Annotated in this window: 17 protein-coding genes; 11 read left to right on the forward strand and 6 right to left on the reverse strand. The window is 70.4% G+C overall.

The window, feature by feature from the left end; all coding sequences use genetic code 11:
• The first annotated feature begins 1 nt into the window (after position 1).
• The 3 genes from ACZ7PG_RS29710 to ACZ7PG_RS29720 all read left to right on the forward strand — a co-directional run bounded on the left by ACZ7PG_RS29710 (position 2) and on the right by ACZ7PG_RS29720 (position 1,657).
• The gene (locus ACZ7PG_RS29710; protein ID WP_470242338.1) at positions 2-640 is read left to right on the forward strand and encodes a hypothetical protein; all 639 of its coding nucleotides are present in this window, start codon (positions 2-4) and stop codon (positions 638-640) included.
• A 73-nt stretch (positions 641-713) separates the two neighbouring features.
• Positions 714-1,385 (forward strand): HD domain-containing protein, encoded by a 672-nt coding sequence (locus tag ACZ7PG_RS29715; RefSeq protein ID WP_470242339.1) that lies wholly within the window; start codon positions 714-716, stop codon positions 1,383-1,385.
• Positions 1,385-1,657 carry a hypothetical protein gene (locus ACZ7PG_RS29720; RefSeq protein WP_470242340.1) on the forward strand — a complete coding sequence of 91 codons (273 nt, stop codon included), beginning with the start codon at positions 1,385-1,387 and terminating at the stop codon, positions 1,655-1,657. Before ACZ7PG_RS29715 ends, ACZ7PG_RS29720 begins: the two co-directional genes overlap by 1 nt.
• Here the strand turns inward: ACZ7PG_RS29720 and ACZ7PG_RS29725 are convergent.
• Both ACZ7PG_RS29725 and ACZ7PG_RS29730 read right to left on the reverse strand, forming a co-directional pair.
• Positions 1,654-2,304: a class II aldolase/adducin family protein gene (locus ACZ7PG_RS29725; protein ID WP_470242341.1), complete on the reverse strand. Its 651-nt coding sequence runs from the start codon at positions 2,302-2,304 to the stop codon at positions 1,654-1,656. The two genes, ACZ7PG_RS29720 and ACZ7PG_RS29725, sit on opposite strands and share 4 nt — an antisense overlap.
• Before the next feature lie 150 nt (positions 2,305-2,454).
• On the reverse strand, positions 2,455-3,372 hold the full coding sequence (locus ACZ7PG_RS29730) for a coiled-coil domain-containing protein (protein ID WP_470242342.1): 918 nt from the start codon (positions 3,370-3,372) through the stop codon (positions 2,455-2,457).
• A gap of 129 nt (positions 3,373-3,501) precedes the next feature.
• On the opposite strand from ACZ7PG_RS29730, the gene ACZ7PG_RS29735 reads away from it, so the two are divergent.
• Genes ACZ7PG_RS29735 through ACZ7PG_RS29745 form a run of 3 tightly spaced genes read left to right on the forward strand, consistent with a single transcriptional unit; the run spans position 3,502 to position 7,215 of the window.
• A complete protein-coding gene (locus ACZ7PG_RS29735) occupies positions 3,502-4,731 on the forward strand; it encodes a DUF445 domain-containing protein (RefSeq protein ID WP_470242343.1) in 1,230 nt (409 codons plus the stop codon).
• Between the two features lie 59 nt (positions 4,732-4,790).
• Entirely contained in the window at positions 4,791-5,966 is a 1,176-nt protein-coding gene (locus ACZ7PG_RS29740; protein WP_470242444.1) for a DUF445 domain-containing protein, read from the forward strand.
• A gap of 40 nt (positions 5,967-6,006) precedes the next feature.
• Positions 6,007-7,215, forward strand: a complete 1,209-nt coding sequence (locus ACZ7PG_RS29745; RefSeq protein WP_470242344.1) for a DUF445 domain-containing protein — start codon at positions 6,007-6,009, stop codon at positions 7,213-7,215.
• Here ACZ7PG_RS29745 and ACZ7PG_RS29750 read toward each other — a convergent pair.
• From ACZ7PG_RS29750 to ACZ7PG_RS29760, 3 genes are read right to left on the reverse strand one after another with little or no spacing between them, the layout of a single operon-like run.
• A complete protein-coding gene (locus tag ACZ7PG_RS29750; RefSeq protein WP_470242345.1) occupies positions 7,212-8,087 on the reverse strand; it encodes a metal ABC transporter permease in 876 nt (291 codons plus the stop codon). The two genes, ACZ7PG_RS29745 and ACZ7PG_RS29750, sit on opposite strands and share 4 nt — an antisense overlap.
• A 3-nt stretch (positions 8,088-8,090) precedes the next feature.
• Complete coding sequence (locus ACZ7PG_RS29755; RefSeq protein ID WP_470242346.1) at positions 8,091-8,942, reverse strand: metal ABC transporter ATP-binding protein; 852 nt, start codon at positions 8,940-8,942, stop codon at positions 8,091-8,093.
• Positions 8,943-8,944: 2 nt separating this feature from the next.
• Positions 8,945-9,856, reverse strand: coding sequence for a metal ABC transporter solute-binding protein, Zn/Mn family (locus ACZ7PG_RS29760; RefSeq protein ID WP_470242347.1), 912 nt, complete (start codon positions 9,854-9,856; stop codon positions 8,945-8,947).
• A 188-nt stretch (positions 9,857-10,044) separates the two neighbouring features.
• Here ACZ7PG_RS29760 and ACZ7PG_RS29765 point away from each other — a divergent pair, with 188 nt between their 5' ends.
• The 5 genes from ACZ7PG_RS29765 to ACZ7PG_RS29785 all read left to right on the forward strand — a co-directional run bounded on the left by ACZ7PG_RS29765 (position 10,045) and on the right by ACZ7PG_RS29785 (position 14,586).
• Entirely contained in the window at positions 10,045-11,145 is a 1,101-nt protein-coding gene (locus ACZ7PG_RS29765; RefSeq protein ID WP_470242348.1) for a LacI family DNA-binding transcriptional regulator, read from the forward strand.
• 99 nt (positions 11,146-11,244) lie between these two features.
• Positions 11,245-11,736 carry a beta-class carbonic anhydrase gene (locus ACZ7PG_RS29770; protein WP_364609734.1) on the forward strand — a complete coding sequence of 164 codons (492 nt, stop codon included), beginning with the start codon at positions 11,245-11,247 and terminating at the stop codon, positions 11,734-11,736.
• 3 nt (positions 11,737-11,739) lie between these two features.
• Positions 11,740-12,681 (forward strand): glycosyltransferase, encoded by a 942-nt coding sequence (locus tag ACZ7PG_RS29775; RefSeq protein ID WP_470242349.1) that lies wholly within the window; start codon positions 11,740-11,742, stop codon positions 12,679-12,681.
• Between the two features lie 9 nt (positions 12,682-12,690).
• Positions 12,691-13,566, forward strand: coding sequence for an HhH-GPD family protein (locus ACZ7PG_RS29780; RefSeq protein ID WP_470242350.1), 876 nt, complete (start codon positions 12,691-12,693; stop codon positions 13,564-13,566).
• Between the two features lie 63 nt (positions 13,567-13,629).
• Positions 13,630-14,586: a peptidoglycan recognition protein family protein gene (locus ACZ7PG_RS29785; protein WP_470242351.1), complete on the forward strand. Its 957-nt coding sequence runs from the start codon at positions 13,630-13,632 to the stop codon at positions 14,584-14,586.
• On the opposite strand, the gene ACZ7PG_RS29790 is transcribed toward ACZ7PG_RS29785, so the two are convergent.
• A complete protein-coding gene (locus ACZ7PG_RS29790; RefSeq protein ID WP_470242352.1) occupies positions 14,583-15,329 on the reverse strand; it encodes an alpha/beta fold hydrolase in 747 nt (248 codons plus the stop codon). The genes ACZ7PG_RS29785 and ACZ7PG_RS29790 overlap by 4 nt on opposite strands.
• Between the last annotated feature and the right edge of the window lie 41 nt (positions 15,330-15,370).

A 15,370-nucleotide genomic window follows, 5' to 3' on the forward strand; every position in this document is an offset into this window, starting at 1 on the left:
CTTGCTCACCCGCCTGTCCCCCCTGTCCGAACTGGCCATGCGCCTGCGTGCGGCCGAGTTCCCCCTCGCCGCCGGCTGGCGCGCGGTCGACGGCTGGTTCCGGCCGTGGGCCGCCCAGCCCGGCCTGCGCGACGAGCTGCGCGAGCAACTCCGCACGTTGACCACCGCGCAGGCCGCGAAAGTGCTGCGCTCGTCCCGGGAAACGACCACGCACTTCGCCTGGTGCCTGCTCGATTCGCCGGCCGACCCGTTTTCCTTCTGGCTGCACGAATACAAGGCGCAGGAGGACTGGCGGGAGGGCTACGCGGATTCCGTGCACAACCACAGGTACCACTTCTGCACCACCATTCTCCGCGGTGACTACCTGCACGAAAGGTACGAGACGACGCTCGACCCCGGCACCGGGCTGATCGCGTCCGTGCGGCGGCGCAGACGGACGTTGTGCCAGGCCGGCTCCTGCGCCCGCATGCTGGCCGACGAATTCCACCGGATCCCCCAAGCGGCCGAAGGGACGATGACGTTCCTCGTGAAATCACGTCCGGTGAGCAGTTTCAGCCTTTCTTTCGATCCCGCCACGGGAATCGGCCATCGTCACGTTCCGGCAGAGGTCCGATTGGGGGAATTGGCCGAACGCATCTAGCTACACACCGGCGTCAGCGGCGCTTACCATTACTCCACCCGTCTGCACACCACGGCCGGGATCGGAGAGGTGTATGCGCACGCAGGAAAGCACGATCGACCATGTCATCGTCGACGCCGTCGAAAACCGGGTTCACCGGCTATGCCGCCGCTATGCCGAACGGCTGCAGTTCCACGGCTGGCACCACGTGAGCTTCGTCCGCGCGAAGGCGGCCGGTTTCGCGGAGCACAACGGCGCCGACCGCGCCGTCGTCGAGGTCGCGGCGCTGGTGCACGACGTCAACTACCTGGTGCTCCGCAACTCGCCCGCGGCGGCGGGCCGGAGCCTGCGGCTGGAGATCCTCGCGGAGTGCGAGGTCCCGTCGCGAGTGGCGCACTGGATCGACGAAATCGTCGACGAAGCCGAAATGGCCACCCGCGGCCGCGACATTTCGCTGGAGGCGCAGGCCCTGAGCGACGCGGACACGCTGTTCAAGGCGCTGCCGGTGACGCCGGTGGTGCTCGCGCACCGGTACCTGCGCGAGAACGGCCTGAGCCTGCGCGAGCTGGCGAACAAGATCGTCGGCGAGCAGTGCGACGTCCACGACGAGGGGTACTACTTCTACAACCCCGACGCGGCGGCGACCTACTCGCGCTGGGCGATGGCGAACCTCCAGCTGTGGCAGTGCATCAAGGAGGCGGTCGACGACCCGACGGTCGCGGAGCTGCTGGACGCCGTCCACGCCGTCGACGCGCTGGCGTCCTGATGTGGGCCGTCATCGGCGTCTGGGACATCGCGCCGGAGAAGATCGACGAGCTGCGGGCGCAGGTGCCGCTGATGGCGTCGAGCAAGGTCGGCACGCCGGGGTTCCTGCACGGGACCTGGACGCTCGACGGCCACATGGTGCAGGTGTACGCCGACGAGGCGAACGCGCGCCGCTACCACGAAGCCATGCTGGCCCAGGGAGCGACCGAGCAGCCCGGCGTCCGGTGCGTCGTCTGGGCCGTGGCCGAGGTCGGCGCGGAGTCCGGGCACTAACCCTGGCCGTACCCGCGCAGCCGGTCGACGACCTTGGCCACCTCGGGTGGCGGCAGCAGGCTCGGCCGGCCGGCGCTCTGCGCGAGCAGCCACACCCGGCAAGCCCACTCGAGCTGCTGGGCCCGGTGGTAGGCGGCCTCGAGGCCGTCGCCGTAGGTGAGGGTGCCGTGGTTGGCCATCAGGCAGCCGCGGCGCCCCTCCAACGCCTCGAGGACGGCCGCCGCGAGCTCGGGCGTGCCGTAGGTGGCGTAGCGCGCGACGCGCACGGACGGGCCGATCGTGGCGATGATGTAGTGGATCGGCGGGACCTCGCGCACGAGGGTCGACACGGCGGTGGCGTGCGGCGCGTGCGTGTGGACGACGGCGGTGACGGGCTCCCGGTCGGGATCGCGCACGTCCCAGTAGACCGACAGGTGCACCGGCAGCTCACTGGTCGGCTTGAGCGAGCCGTCGACGACCTGGCCCCCGAGGTCGACGACGGCCACGTCGGCCGGGGTCATGCTCGAGTAGGGCACGCCGGTCGGGGTGACGGCGACGAAGTCCCCGGCCCGCACGGAGACGTTCCCGGAGGTACCGACGACCAGGCCGTCCCCGACCATCCGGCGCGCGTAGGCGCAGACGGCGGCCCGCTCGGTCTCGAGGATCATGCGCGGGTCCCGTCTCGTGGGTGATCAAGCAGCTGCCATGCAGACTGCCAGCCACCCACGAGCTTCGGCCACCTCCCCGGCCGGGGGATATGTGTGAGTTTGGCCCGGCGCCTCCCGAAGATCCGGGAGGCGCCGGCGTCTGGGGGAAGGTCAGGCCTTCGCCGGGGCAGCGGGCGGAGCGGCCTTCGCCGGAGCGGCCGATGCCTTCGCGACGGGGGCGGGAGCCGGCTTCCGGTCGCCGTTCGCGCCGGCCGGGGCCTCGTCGACCGGGGCCAGCAACCGCATGGCCTCCTGGACCGCCACGTCCGTCGCCGCGATCCGCTCGGCGACCTTCGTGCGCAGGTCCAGCGCCAGCTTGCGGTTCTGGTCCGCCGTCGCCTGCTGGGCCTTCGCCGACGCCAGCGCCGCCTCGGTCTCCTGCTTCTTCCGGGCGTTCTCCTCGTCGAAGTTCTTCTTCCGCGCGGCCAGCTCCGCCGCCGCGACGCGGTCCGCCTCCGCACGCGCCTCGGCCGCCGCCGCTTCGGCCTTCGCGTCCGCTTCCTTGCGCGACCGCTCGGCCGCCGCGGCCAGCTCGACCCTCTTCGCGCCCGCCGCCGCGTTCAGCTTCTCGATCTCGCCCTTCGCCTCGGACCGCAGGCGCGCGCGCTCCTCTTCCGCGTCCTTCGCCAGCTTGTCGGCCGTGCGGCGGGTCTCGTGCGCGTACTTGTCGGCCTGGTCGCGGGTCGACGCCGCGTCCGCCTCCGCCGCCGCGCGCAGGTCCGCGATCTCCTCCTCGGCCAGCTGCATCATCATCCGGACGCGCTCGGCCATGGCGCCGGCGCCGGACGGGCTCGAGCTCATCCTGGCCAGGGCGGCCTTCGTCTCGGCCAGCTCCTTCTGCGCGTACGCGAGGGCCTTCGAGAGGTCCGACGACGTCGCGACGGCTTCGTCGCGGCTGCGGGACGTCTCGCGCAGGTCCTTGCTCAGGCCGGCGAGGTGTTCGTCGACCTGGCGCTGGTTGTAGCCGCGGACACCGACGGCGAACTGGGCGGTCTTCGGGGTGGAGCGGGGCTTCTCAGGCGCGACCATCGGGCCACCTTAATGAGCAAGGGACCTTCAGGACGTACCGCCAAACGGATGCATCACGAATTTGGGAACCCCCGGTGACGCATGGCATCCTGACCGGTGTTGACCAGCGGTTGACGCGAGGAGGCCACTTTGGACACACAGGCCGTCCTCGCGGACATCGGCGAGCACTGGCACGTGTACGCCACCATGCCGCTCATCGCCGCCCTGATCGGCTACCTCACCAAGCGCGTCGCCATCGAGATGATGTTCCGGCCCCTCGAGTTCCGCGGCATCAGGCCGTTCCTCGGCTGGCAGGGCGTGATCCCGGCGAACGCGCGACGGATGGCCACGACCGCCGTCGATCTGCTGACCCGCAACCTCGTCGACCCGCAGGAGATCTTCGCCCGGCTCGATCCGGAGGAAATGCTCAAAGAGCTCGAAGCGCCCCTGCTCAAGGCCGTCGAAGACATCACCCGCGAGGTCATGGAGACCTACCAGCCGCGGCTGTGGGAACTGCTGCCGGAGCGGGCGCAGCGGCTGCTCGTCGACCAGGTCCGCGCGCAAGCCCCCGAGGTCGTCAAGCGGCTGCTGCGGGAGGTCTCGACCAACATCGACGACGTCCTCGACGTCAACGACATGCTCATCGGCGCGATGGTCCGCGACAAGTCGCTGACGTGCCGGCTGATCCGCGAGGTCGCCGCGCCCGAGTTCAAGTTCATCGCGCGCTCGGGCATCTGGTTCGGGTTCGTGATCGGGCTCGTCCAGTTCGTCGCCTGGGCGCTGACGAAGGAGCCGCTGATCATGCCGATCTTCGGTTTCGTCACGGGCTTCGTCACGGACTGGCTCGCCCTCAAGATGATCTTCTACCCGCGTGAGCCCCGCGGGTTCGGGTTCTTCCGCTGGCAGGGCATGTTCCAGAAGCGCCGTCAGGAGGTCGCCGCCGACTACGGCGCGCTGATCGCCGACGAGGTGCTCACCGTGCGGAACGTCATGGAGGCCGTGCTGACCGGGCCGCGCGCGGACAAGCTGTTCGCACTGGTCACCCGCGAGGTGCAGCGGACGATCGACGCGCAGGCGAGCATCGCCAAGCCGCTGGTCGCGCTCACCATGGGCGGCCGCGAGTACCAGGAGATGAAGCGCGCGGCGGCCGAGAAGGCCATCGCCTACCTCCCCGAAACGGTGAAGCACGTCGAGAGCTACGCCACCGGCGCGCTCGACGTCCGCAACACGATCGTCGACAAGATGCAGCAGCTGACGCCGCTCGAGTTCGAAGGCATCCTGCGACCGGCCTTCAAGCAGGACGAATGGAAGCTCATCGCCGTCGGCGCGGTCATCGGCGGGCTGGTGGGTGAACTCCAGGTGCTGCTCCTGCTGCACTGATCAAGTGCCGATAGCGTGCGCGAGTGGACTTCAGCTCGCACTGGCAGGTGTACGTCACCATGCCGTTCATCGCGGCGCTGATCGGGTACGTCACCAAGCGCGTCGCCATCGAGATGATGTTCCGGCCGCTCGAGTTCACCGGGATCAAGCCGTTCCTCGGCTGGCAGGGCGTGCTGCCGGCGAACGCCGAGCGGATGGCGGCGACGGCCACCGAGGTGCTGACGACCAACCTCGTCGACCCCAAGGAGATCTTCGCGCGGCTCGACCCGGAACAGGTCGCGAAGGAGATCGAGCAGCCGCTGCTGCGGGTCGTCGAGGACGTCACCCGCGAGGTGATGGAGACCTACCAGCCGCGGCTGTGGGAGGTGCTGCCGAACGGCGCGCAGCAGCTGCTGCTCAAGCGCGTCCAGGCCGAGGCGCCGAAGGCGATCACCAAGATCATGCGGGAGATCGCCGGCAACATCGAGGACGTCCTCGACCTGCAGCACATGGTCGTGACGAACCTGGTCCGCGACAAGGCGCTGCTCAACCGGCTGATCCGCGACATCTCCCGGCCCGAGATGCGGTTCATCGCGCGCTCGGGCATCGGGTTCGGGTTCATCCTCGGCTGCGTCCAGCTGGTGGTCTGGGCGCTGACGAGGTCGCCGGTCGTGCTGCCGCTGTTCGGCCTCGGCATCGGCTGGCTCACCGACTGGCTGGCGCTGAAGATGATCTTCCTGCCGCGGGAGCCCCGCCGGTTCTTCGGGCTCTACACCTGGCAGGGCATCTTCCAGAAGCGCCGTGACCAGGTCGCCGCCGACTACGGCGACATGATCGCCCGCGAGATCATCACCATCCCGAACCTGCTGGAAGCGGTGCTGCGCGGGCCGAAGTCCGACCGGCTGTTCGCGATGATCACGCGTGAGGTGCAGAAAACGATCGACGCGCAGGCGAGCGTCGTCAAGCCGTTCGTCGCCATCGCCGTCGGGACGAGGAAGTTCCAGGAGATGAAGCAGACGGCGGCGGCGAAGGCCGCGGAGCGCGTCCCGGAGACGATCCGGTACGCCGAGAACTACGCGATCAACGCGCTCGACGTGCGGAACACGATCGTCGACCGGATGAAGAAGCTGAGCGCGCTGGAGTTCGAGCAGCTGCTGCGGCCGGCGTTCCGGCAGGACGAGTGGAAGCTCATCGCGGTCGGCGCGGTGATCGGCGGGCTGGTCGGAGAACTGCAGGTGCTCGCCCTGCTCGGGTAGCCGGTACGGTTTCGCTCTCGGGTGTGCGAGGGAGGTCGGGGTGGACGCTGTCCTGCACGACCTCGCCCTGCACTGGCCGCTCTACGCGGCGATGCCGTTCGTCGCGGCGCTGATCGGGTACGTCACCAAGCGCGTCGCCATCGAGATGATGTTCCGGCCGCTGGACTTCCTCGGGATCCCGCCGCTGCTCGGCTGGCAGGGCGTCGTCCCGAAGCACGGCGGGCGGATGGCGGCGGTGGCGACCGAGCTGCTGACCGCGAACCTGCTGGACCTGCGCGAGGTCTTCGGCCGGATCGACCCGGTGATCATCACGAGCGAGCTGGAGCAGCCGCTGCTGCGCGCGGTCGACCACATCGCGCGCGAGGTGCTCGCCGAGCACCACCCGCGGCTGTGGGAGGTCATGCCGACGCTGGCCCAGGAGATGCTGATCAAGCAGGTCCAGGCGTCGGCGCCGCGGCTGGTCCGGGAGTTCCTCGACGACGTCCGCGAGAACCTCGACGAGGTCCTCGACGTCCAGCACATGACGGTCCAGCGCCTGACCCGCGACAAGGCGCTGCTCGTCCGGCTGATCCGCGAGACGTCCCGGCCGGAGATGGCGTTCATCGCGCGGATGGGCATCTACTTCGGCTTCGGGCTCGGCCTGGTGCAGACGATCGTGTGGGCGTTCACGCGCGAGCCGTGGGTGCTCCCGGCGTTCGGCGGCGTGATCGGGCTGTGCACGGACTGGCTGGCGATCAAGCTGATCTTCGTCCCGCGCGAGCCGGTCCGCGTCGGCCGGGTGATCTTCCAGGGCAAGTTCCAGCGCCGGCGCGCGGAGGTGGCGCGGCAGTACGGCGAGCTGATCGCGAACGAGGTCCTCACGGTCCAGAACCTCCTGGACGCGGTGCTGCGGGGCCCACGCGCCGACCGCCTCGCGGCCATGGTGGAGCAGATGGTGTCCTCGGCGGTGGACAGGCAGATGCCGCTGTCGTTCGCGGTGGGCGGCACGCGGCTGAAGGAGATGAAGCACGCGGCGGCGGTGAAGGCGCTGGAGCAGCTGCCGGACACGGCCCGGTACGCCGAGGGCTACCTGACCGAGGCGATGGACGTCGCGAAGATGATCGAGCAACGCATGCTGGCGTTGACGCCGTTGGAGTTCGAGGGCCTGCTGCGGCCGGCGTTCCGCCAGGACGAGTGGAAGCTGATCGCGGTCGGCGGGGTGATCGGGTTCCTGGTCGGGGAGCTGCAGGTCCTGCTGATGCTGGGTTAGGCCGCCGCGACGAGCGCCGGTTCCACCGCGCTCACCCGCGTCCGCCTGTCCCGCTGCCAGGCGATGATCCGGCAGACCACGTAGATCAGGAACGAAATTGCCGTCACGAACGCGCTCACCGGCAGCCCCGGGGCCAGCGACAGCACGATCCCGCCGATCGCCGACACCTCGGCGAACACGACCGACAGCACCGTCGCCTTCCACGGTGACGCCGTCACGCGAGCCGCGGCGGCCGCGGGCGTCACCATCAAGGCGACGACCAAGAGCGACCCGACCACCTTCACGCTCAACGCCGTCGAGACGCCCACCAGCAGCGCGAACACCACCGTCAGCGTCTTCACCGGGACCCCGCGCGCGACAGCCACGTTCCGGTCCACCGAAGCGAACAACAGCGGCCGGTAGACCACCGCCAGCACCGCCAGCACCACCACCGACGACACCACGAACAACGTCAGGTTCGTCGAGTCGATCGTGATGATCTGGCCGGTGAGGATGCCGAACTTGTTCCCGGACCGTCCTTTGTAGAACGACAGGAACAGCACACCCATACCCAGCCCGAACGACAGGATCACGCCGATCACCGAGTCGCGGTCGGCGTCACGCGCGCCGAGGATGCCCAGCAGCAGGGCCGCGACCACCGCGCCGATCAGCGCGCCGTACTCGACGCCGATGCCGAGCAGCAGGGCCGCCGCGCCGCCGGTGAACGCCAGCTCGGACGTCCCGTGCACCGCGAACGACATCCGCCGCATCACGATCAGCGGGCCCAGCACCCCCGCCACCAGGCCGAGGATCGCCGCCGCGAGCAGCGCCGTCTGGACGCCGTCGAGCTCGGTGATCAGCTCCCAGGTCTTGCCGAAGTCGAACAGATCCAAGACTCAGCCCACTTGTTCTTCGACGTCGTGTTCGTGGTGGTGCGGCTCTTCCTCGCACAACGCGCTCTGCGCGCCGGCGATGTGGATCTGCCCGCCCACCTTGAGCACCTCGACGCGGGTGCCGTACAGCTCCGACAGCGTCTCGGTGGTCATGACCTCGTCCGGCTTGCCGATCCGGAACGAGCCGTTGACCAGGTACAACACCCGGTCGACGAACGGCAGCACGGGGTTGATCTCGTGCGTCACGAACAGCACGGCGGTGCCGGCCGTGCGCCGTCGCGAGTCGATCAGCTCGCTGATCGCGCGCTGGTGCGCCAGGTCCAGTGACAGCAGCGGCTCGTCGCAGAGCAGCACCTCGGGGTCGCCGACCAGGGCCTGCGCCACCCGCAGCCGCTGCTGCTCGCCGCCGGAGAGACGTCCGACCGGCTGCTTCGCGTACCTCGTCGCCCCCACCGCTTCGATGGCTTCGGAAACCCGGCGACGTCGCGCGGCCATGCCGAAGAGGCCGGGGCCCCAGCGGTGGCCGTCGAGGCCCAGCCCGACCAGGTCGACACCACGCAGCGTCAGCGACTCGTCGATCGCGCGCTGCTGCGGGATGTAGCCGACCTTGCGGTTCGCGCCGCCCGGGCGGCCGCCGGCGATCTCGACCGCGCCCGCCGACAGGCCCTGCATGCCGAGCAGCGCCTTGAGCAGGCTGCTCTTGCCGGAGCCGTTGGGGCCGAGCACGGCGAGGAACTCCCCCGGCTCGACGACGAGGTCCAGCCCCGACCAGAGGGTCCGGGGGCCGAACGCGAGTCCCGCACCGCGGACCCGGACCGCGGGGCGTACGTCGTCGGAGACGGAAACAGGAGCCATGCCTACTTCAACGCTCCTGCCAGCGCTTCGACTTCCCCGGTCATCCAGCCAATGTAGTCCGTCACACCTTGCGGCAGCGTCTCGGTCACGTCGACGACGCCGATCCCGGCGGCCTTCGCCTGGCCGACGACGTCCTGGGTCAGCGGGGTCACCGTCTGGGCGTTGTTGATCAGCGCCTTGACCTGCTTGGTGGCGATGAGCTGCTTGTATTCGCTGACCGCGCCGGCCGGGACGTCGGTGTCGTTCTCCACGGCGTCCGAGAAGGCCTTCGGCGTCGCGTCCGTCAGCTTCGCGCTCTCGAGCAGGTAGTGCGCCACCGGCTCGGTGACGACGACCTTCGCGCCCGGGTGCGCCGCGCCGAGCTCGCCGAGGCGCTTCTCCAGCGCGTCGACCTTCGCCTTGAACGCCGTCGCGTTGTCGGTGAACGCCTGCTTCGACGCGGGCTGCAGCTCCCCGAGCTGGGCCGCGACCTGGTCGGCGACCTTGTCGGCGCCCGGCAGGTCGTACCAGACGTGCTCGTTCTCGTCGCCGGTCGCGGCGATGTCGTAGGCGACGAGCTTCTTCGCGTCGCCGGCTTGAGCGGTGAGCTTGTCGAAGAACTCGTCGTAGCCGCCGCCGTTGGACAGCAGCAGCTTCGCGTCCTTCGCCGCCAGCGCGTCGTCAGCCGTCGTCTCGTAGGAGTGCGGGTCGGCCGAGGGGTCGTGGATGATCGACTTGACCTCGATCTTGTCGCCGCCGACCGCGCTCGCGACGCTGCCCCAGACGTCCGTCGAAGCGACGACCTTGATCTTGTCGGACCCGCCGGACTGCCCGCCGCCGTCGGAACCGGATGTTCCCCCGGAGCACCCGGCCAGGGCGAGGACGGACAGAGCCGAAGCGGCGGCGAACACGCTCCTGGTGCGGCGGGAACTCATGCGAGGACTCCTGGGTTGAACGCTGAAACGCTAATGGAAACCGTTGTCAGATTCACCTTACCCCATCCGGATGACTTCCTGGCCATCCGATCGCGTTTTGGTGTATGCGTCTTCGTGCATGCGGATCGAGACATCGACCACCCGGGGTGTCTCTTCATGAATTCGATCTGAACCGTTACGGTTTGCTGATGGGACGTCCTATTCGCACCCGGAGGCAGGCGACACTGGCGTCGCTCGCGGCGGAGCTCGGTGTGTCCAGGACCACGGTGTCCAACGCCTACAACCGGCCTGACCAGCTGTCCCCGGAACTGCGCCGCCGCGTCCTCGAGACCGCCCGGCGCCTCGGCTACCCCGGTCCCGACCCCGTCGCCCGCTCGCTGCGCACCCGCCGGGCCGGCGCCGTCGGGCTGCTGCTCACCGAGAACCTCTCCTACGCCTTCCGCGACCCCGCCGCCGTCGGCGTGCTCGAAGGACTGGCCCTGGCCTGCGAAGACGCCAGCGTCGGCCTGCACCTGGTGCCGGCCAGCCCGGGCCGGGAAGACGTCGCCGCGGTGCACCGCGCGGGCGTCGACGGCTTCGTCGTCTACTCCGTGCCGGACGACGACCCGCACCTGGCCGCCGTGCTGGAACGGCCGGTGCCGACGGTGATCATCGACCAGCCGAGCATCGAGGGCATCGACCGTGTCGGCCCGGACGACGCGGCGGCGGTCGGCAAGATCGCCGAGCACCTGGTGTCCCTCGGCCACCGCCAGGTCGGCGTCATCTGCATGCGGCTGGCCCGCGAGCGCAACGACGACTTCGTCTCCCCGGCGCGCCAGAGCGGCGCGCACTTCCACGTCCAGCGCACCCGGCTCGAGGCCCTCGCCGTGGCGTTCTCGGCGGCCGGCGTCGACTGGGCGGGCGTCCCGGTGGTCGAGCGGTTCGACCACACGGTGGACGACGGCGCGTCCGCCGCCCGCCAGCTGCTGGACGCGTATCCGCAGATCACGGCGGTGATCTGCACCTCGGACATCCTCGCGCTCGGCGCCATGGCCGAGGCCGAGCGGCGGGGGCTGCGGGTGCCGCAGGACCTGACCGTCACCGGCTTCGACGGCATCGCCGAGGCCGAGCGGATCGGGCTCACCACGGTCCACCAGCCGGTGCTGGAAAAGGGCAAGACGGCCGGACGGCTGCTGCTCAGCTCGGGCGAGCGAAGCGCCCCGAAGGTGATCACGCTGCCGACCGAGCTGCGCGTCGGGCGCACATCGGCACCCCCTAGAACGGTCGAGGAGCCCTGGTTCGGGGGCTGACCCGTGACATAGCTCGTAGTGCATTGCTCGAACGGGTACTCACCAGGTCAAATGAAGTGGTACGCCCGCGCCGCGGGGCCACTGGCCGGAAGGTGACCGATGACCTCGATCGACGTTCTGCTCAAGCGCAACCAGGAACTCGGCGAAGTGACGCCGGGCGACCGCTCGTCGGCCAAGCCGTCGCTGCAGGTGGCCATCCTCACCTGCATGGACGCCCGGATCCGGGTGTTCGAGCTGTTCGGCCTGCTCCAGGGCGAGTCGCACGTCCTGCGCAACGCGGGCGGCGTGGTGACCGACGACATGATCCGCTCGCTGGCCCTTTCGCAGCGCAAGCTGGGCACCCGCGAGGTGCTGATCGTCCAGCACACCGAGTGCGGCCTCTCGACGGTCACCGAGGACGACTTCAAGGACGAGCTCGAGGAAGCGACCGGGTTGCGCCCGACCTGGGCGGTCGAGGCGTTCCGCAACGTGGAGAACAGCGTCCGGACGTCGGTGGAGCGGGTGCGGCGCAGCGCGTACCTGCCCCACACGGAGAACGTCCGAGGGTTCGTCTACGACGTGAAGACCGGGAAGCTCACCGAGGTCAAGTAGGCGTTGCGCGTCCTCTTCTCGGCGCTCGCGTCGGCCGGCCACACCTACCCGATGGTCCCGCTCGCGGTCGCGGCGCGGGACGCCGGGCATGAGGTGCACTTCGCCGCCGGCGAGCACGTCCACGCGCCGCTGGACCGGCTCGGACTCAGCCCGTTCCGGCCCGCGGACTCGTTCTACGAGATCTACGCCGAAGACCTCGAGCCGGACCTGAAGCGGCTGCGGCCTGATCTCGTCGTGCACGGGTGGGGCGTCCCGGAGGTGGCCGTCGCCGCGCGGCGCGCCGGGATCCCCGCCCTGTGGCACGGGTTCGGCAGGCTGTTCCCCGAAGGGATCGGACTCGAACGCCCGGCCGGCGGGACGCACCTGGACATCTGCCCGCCGTCCCTGCAGGACAAGGACTTCCTCGCGACGGCCGAGCGGATCGCCCTGCGGCCGGTGCCCTTCGCCGAGCCAGGCGACTTCCGGCGCCCTCTGATCTACCTGACGCTCGGCACCGCGTTCGGCACCCCGGAAGTGCTCGAGACGGCGATCGAGGGGCTGGCCGCGCTCGGCACGCACGTCGTGGTGGCCACCGGCGGGGTGACCCTCGGGCCGCAGCCGGCCCACGTGACGGCCCGGGCCTGGGTACCGCAGGCGGCGGCGATCTCGCAGGCGGACCTCGTCGTGCACCACGGCGGCAGCGGCACCACCCTCGGTGCGCTCGCCGCCGGCGTCCCGCAGCTGGTCCTGCCCCAAGGCGCCGACCAGTTCGCGAACGCCGACGCGCTCGTCGCCGCCGGTGCCGCGCTGCGGCTCCTGCCCGGCGAGCTGACCGCGGACGCCATCGCTGAACAGGCCCGGAAGACCTCCTCCTGCCGCGACGCGGCCCGCGCACTCGCCGCGGAGATCGCGGAAATGCCGTCGCCGGACGAGGTCGCTCGCGCGCTGCCGAAGCACGCGAAGTAGCCTCCCGGCGTGGCTGTGGACGCTGACGTACTGCTCGACTGGTTCTCCGCGCACGGCCGGGACCTGCCCTGGCGCGAGCCGGACTGCTCGGCCTGGGGCGTGCTCGTCAGCGAAATCATGCTGCAGCAGACGCCGGTCGCGCGGGTGCAGCCGATCTGGCACGAGTGGATGGCGCGCTGGCCCGTGCCTTCCGCGCTGGCCGCGTCGTCGCAGGGTGAGGTCGTGCGGGCCTGGGGCAAGCTCGGTTACCCGCGGCGCGCGCTGCGGCTCCACGAAGCCGCCGGGGTGATCGCGCGGGACCACGGTGACGTCGTGCCGTCCGATGTGGACACCCTGCTCGCGCTGCCCGGGATCGGGGCCTACACCGCCCGCGCCGTCGCCGCGTTCGCCTACGGGCGGCGGGCGCCGGTCGTCGACACGAACGTGCGGCGGGTCGTCGCGCGGGCCGTGCACGGGGCCGGGGACGCCGGGCCCGCGTCGAACACCCGGGACATGAACGACGTCGAGGCACTGCTGCCGGCTGACGACGCGCCCGCCGCGAAGTTCTCCGCCGCGATCATGGAGCTCGGCGCGCTGATCTGCACGGCGCGGGCGCCGCGGTGCGCCGACTGCCCGGTTTACGACGAATGCGCGTGGCAGCTCGCCGGCCGCCCGGAGTACGCGGGCCCGGCCAAGCCCGTGCAGAAGTTCGCCGGCACCGACCGTCAGGTCCGCGGGCTGCTGCTGGACGTCCTGCGCGGTTCCGAGGGCCCGGTGGAGAAGGCCCGCCTCGACCTGGTGTGGCACGACGGCGGCCAGCGCGACCGCTGCCTGGACTCCCTGCTCGCCGACGGCCTGCTCGAACAGACCCGCGACGGGCTCTTCGCACTGCCGGGCGAACACTAACGCGCTACAACAAAAGTTGGTCAATAGTTGTCATCGGCGCGATGCGGAGCTACCTTTTCCCGCATGGTCACTGTTGACCGCCGGACCCTGCTCAAGGCGGGGATGACCGCGACCGCGGCCGGCGCACTGGGGATGACGACCACGGGTACGGCTGCCGCGGCCGTGCCGACGCCGACGATCCACCCCACCTCCGAGTGGGGTGCACGGGCCGCCACCGGCCCGATCGTCGTGGAGAACCACAAGCCGACCTACATCGTCGTGCACCACGCTGTCGATCCGCCGATGAACAACGACTTCTCGCTGGCGCGCGCGTTCTACGTCGCGAAGTTCATCCAGGACCTGCACATGGACAAGAACGGCTGGATCGACAGCGGCCAGCAGTTCACGAACAGCCGCGGCGGGTTCGTCACCGAAGGCAGGCACCGCAGCCTGGAGATCCTGCGCGGCGGCACCCAGCACGTGCAGGGCGCGAACGTCGGCAACCACAACAGCGAGGTCATCGGCATCGAGAACGAGGGCCTGTACAGCACGGTGGACGTGCCGCAGGCGCTGTGGGACTCGCTGGTGGGCCTGGTCGCCTACATCGCGCACCAGTACGGCATCGCGCCCGAGTTCATCAAGGGCCACCGCGACTTCAACTCGACCGAGTGCCCCGGCACGGTGCTCTACAACCGGCTCCCGGAGCTGCGGACGGCGGTGGGCCGCGTCCTCGGCGTCTCGGTGGCCCGCGCCGAGGCCGAGTGGCCGCTGCTGAAGCCGGGCGACGCGGGTCGCCAGGTGCAGCTGGCCCAGCGGTTCCTGCGGACGTCCGGGTTCGACGTGCCGACCGACGGCGTGTTCGGTAAGTCCACAAAGGACGCGGTGGCCGCTTTGTCCGTTCAGGCCGGGCTGCCGCGCCACACGTGCACCGCGACGAAGGCGACGGACGAGACCGGCTTCCTCGGCGCGGACGTCTGGCCGCTGATCGTCCCGGCGGACCGCTCCACCGCGGCTTGGCGGGCGGACCTGTCTCGCGCCTAGCGAGCCAGGACCTGGCTCAGGAAGGCTTCCACGGCACCCCGGTAGGTCTCCGGGGCTTCGTCGTGGGGCAGGTGTGCCGAGCCGGGCACGACCAGGTGTTTCGCGCCCGGCACCCGCGCCGCGACCGCCGCCTGCTGACCGGCGGGCATCGCCGTGTGCTCGCCCTCGACCAGCAGCAGCGGGCAGCGGATCGCGTCGACGACGTCCCAGTAGTCCCGGCGGCCCCATTCGGCGGCGATGACGTACAGGTCCTCGAGGTCGGCGACCAGGTGGAACCCGTCGGAACGCTCCTCGACGCAGTCGGCGAAGTACTCGCCCGCGTCGCCGAAGAACTCGCGGACGTGGTCGAGCGACTTGAACGGCACCGGCCAGCTCTCGAAGTACCCGCGCCACGTCTCGACGGTCCGGCCGCGCTGGTCCGGCGCGAAGTCCTCGGACACCACCGCGCGCACGAGCTCGGGGTACTTCGCGGCGGTCGTCCACGCGTGCAGGCCGCCCATCGAGTGCCCGATGAGCACCGCCGGGCCGGCGTCGAGCGTCCGCAGCGCGTCGGCGACGTCGTCGGTGAACCGCTCGGTCGTCCAGGGCCCGACACGCGGCGCGCTGCCGTGGCCTCGCGCGTCGAGGCCGTACACCGCGCCGTACGGCCGGAGCCACTCCGCGACGCGGCTCCACGTCCGCGCGCGACCCATCAGTCCGTGGAGCAGAACGATCGGCACGCCGGTGCCGCCGAAACAGAGCACGCGGCCACCTAACCACAAAACCGCAGGTGCGGAACGTGACC

The sequence above is a fragment of the Amycolatopsis sp. NPDC114504 genome (genome assembly GCF_055633595.1).

Excerpts from the sequence above, each read along its gene's own strand:
- ACZ7PG_RS29715 (WP_470242339.1), top strand. The coding sequence starts at position 714 with ATGCGCACGCAGGAAAGCACGATCGACCATGTCATCGTCGACGCCGTC.
- ACZ7PG_RS29720 (WP_470242340.1), top strand. The coding sequence starts at position 1,385 with ATGTGGGCCGTCATCGGCGTCTGGGACATCGCGCCGGAGAAGATCGAC.
- ACZ7PG_RS29725 (WP_470242341.1), bottom strand. The coding sequence starts at position 2,304 with ATGATCCTCGAGACCGAGCGGGCCGCCGTCTGCGCCTACGCGCGCCGG.
- ACZ7PG_RS29730 (WP_470242342.1), bottom strand. The coding sequence starts at position 3,372 with ATGGTCGCGCCTGAGAAGCCCCGCTCCACCCCGAAGACCGCCCAGTTC.
- ACZ7PG_RS29740 (WP_470242444.1), top strand. The coding sequence starts at position 4,791 with ATGCCGTTCATCGCGGCGCTGATCGGGTACGTCACCAAGCGCGTCGCC.
- ACZ7PG_RS29755 (WP_470242346.1), bottom strand. The coding sequence starts at position 8,942 with ATGGCTCCTGTTTCCGTCTCCGACGACGTACGCCCCGCGGTCCGGGTC.
- ACZ7PG_RS29760 (WP_470242347.1), bottom strand. The coding sequence starts at position 9,856 with ATGAGTTCCCGCCGCACCAGGAGCGTGTTCGCCGCCGCTTCGGCTCTG.
- ACZ7PG_RS29765 (WP_470242348.1), top strand. The coding sequence starts at position 10,045 with ATGGGACGTCCTATTCGCACCCGGAGGCAGGCGACACTGGCGTCGCTC.
- ACZ7PG_RS29770 (WP_364609734.1), top strand. The coding sequence starts at position 11,245 with ATGACCTCGATCGACGTTCTGCTCAAGCGCAACCAGGAACTCGGCGAA.
- ACZ7PG_RS29785 (WP_470242351.1), top strand. The coding sequence starts at position 13,630 with ATGGTCACTGTTGACCGCCGGACCCTGCTCAAGGCGGGGATGACCGCG.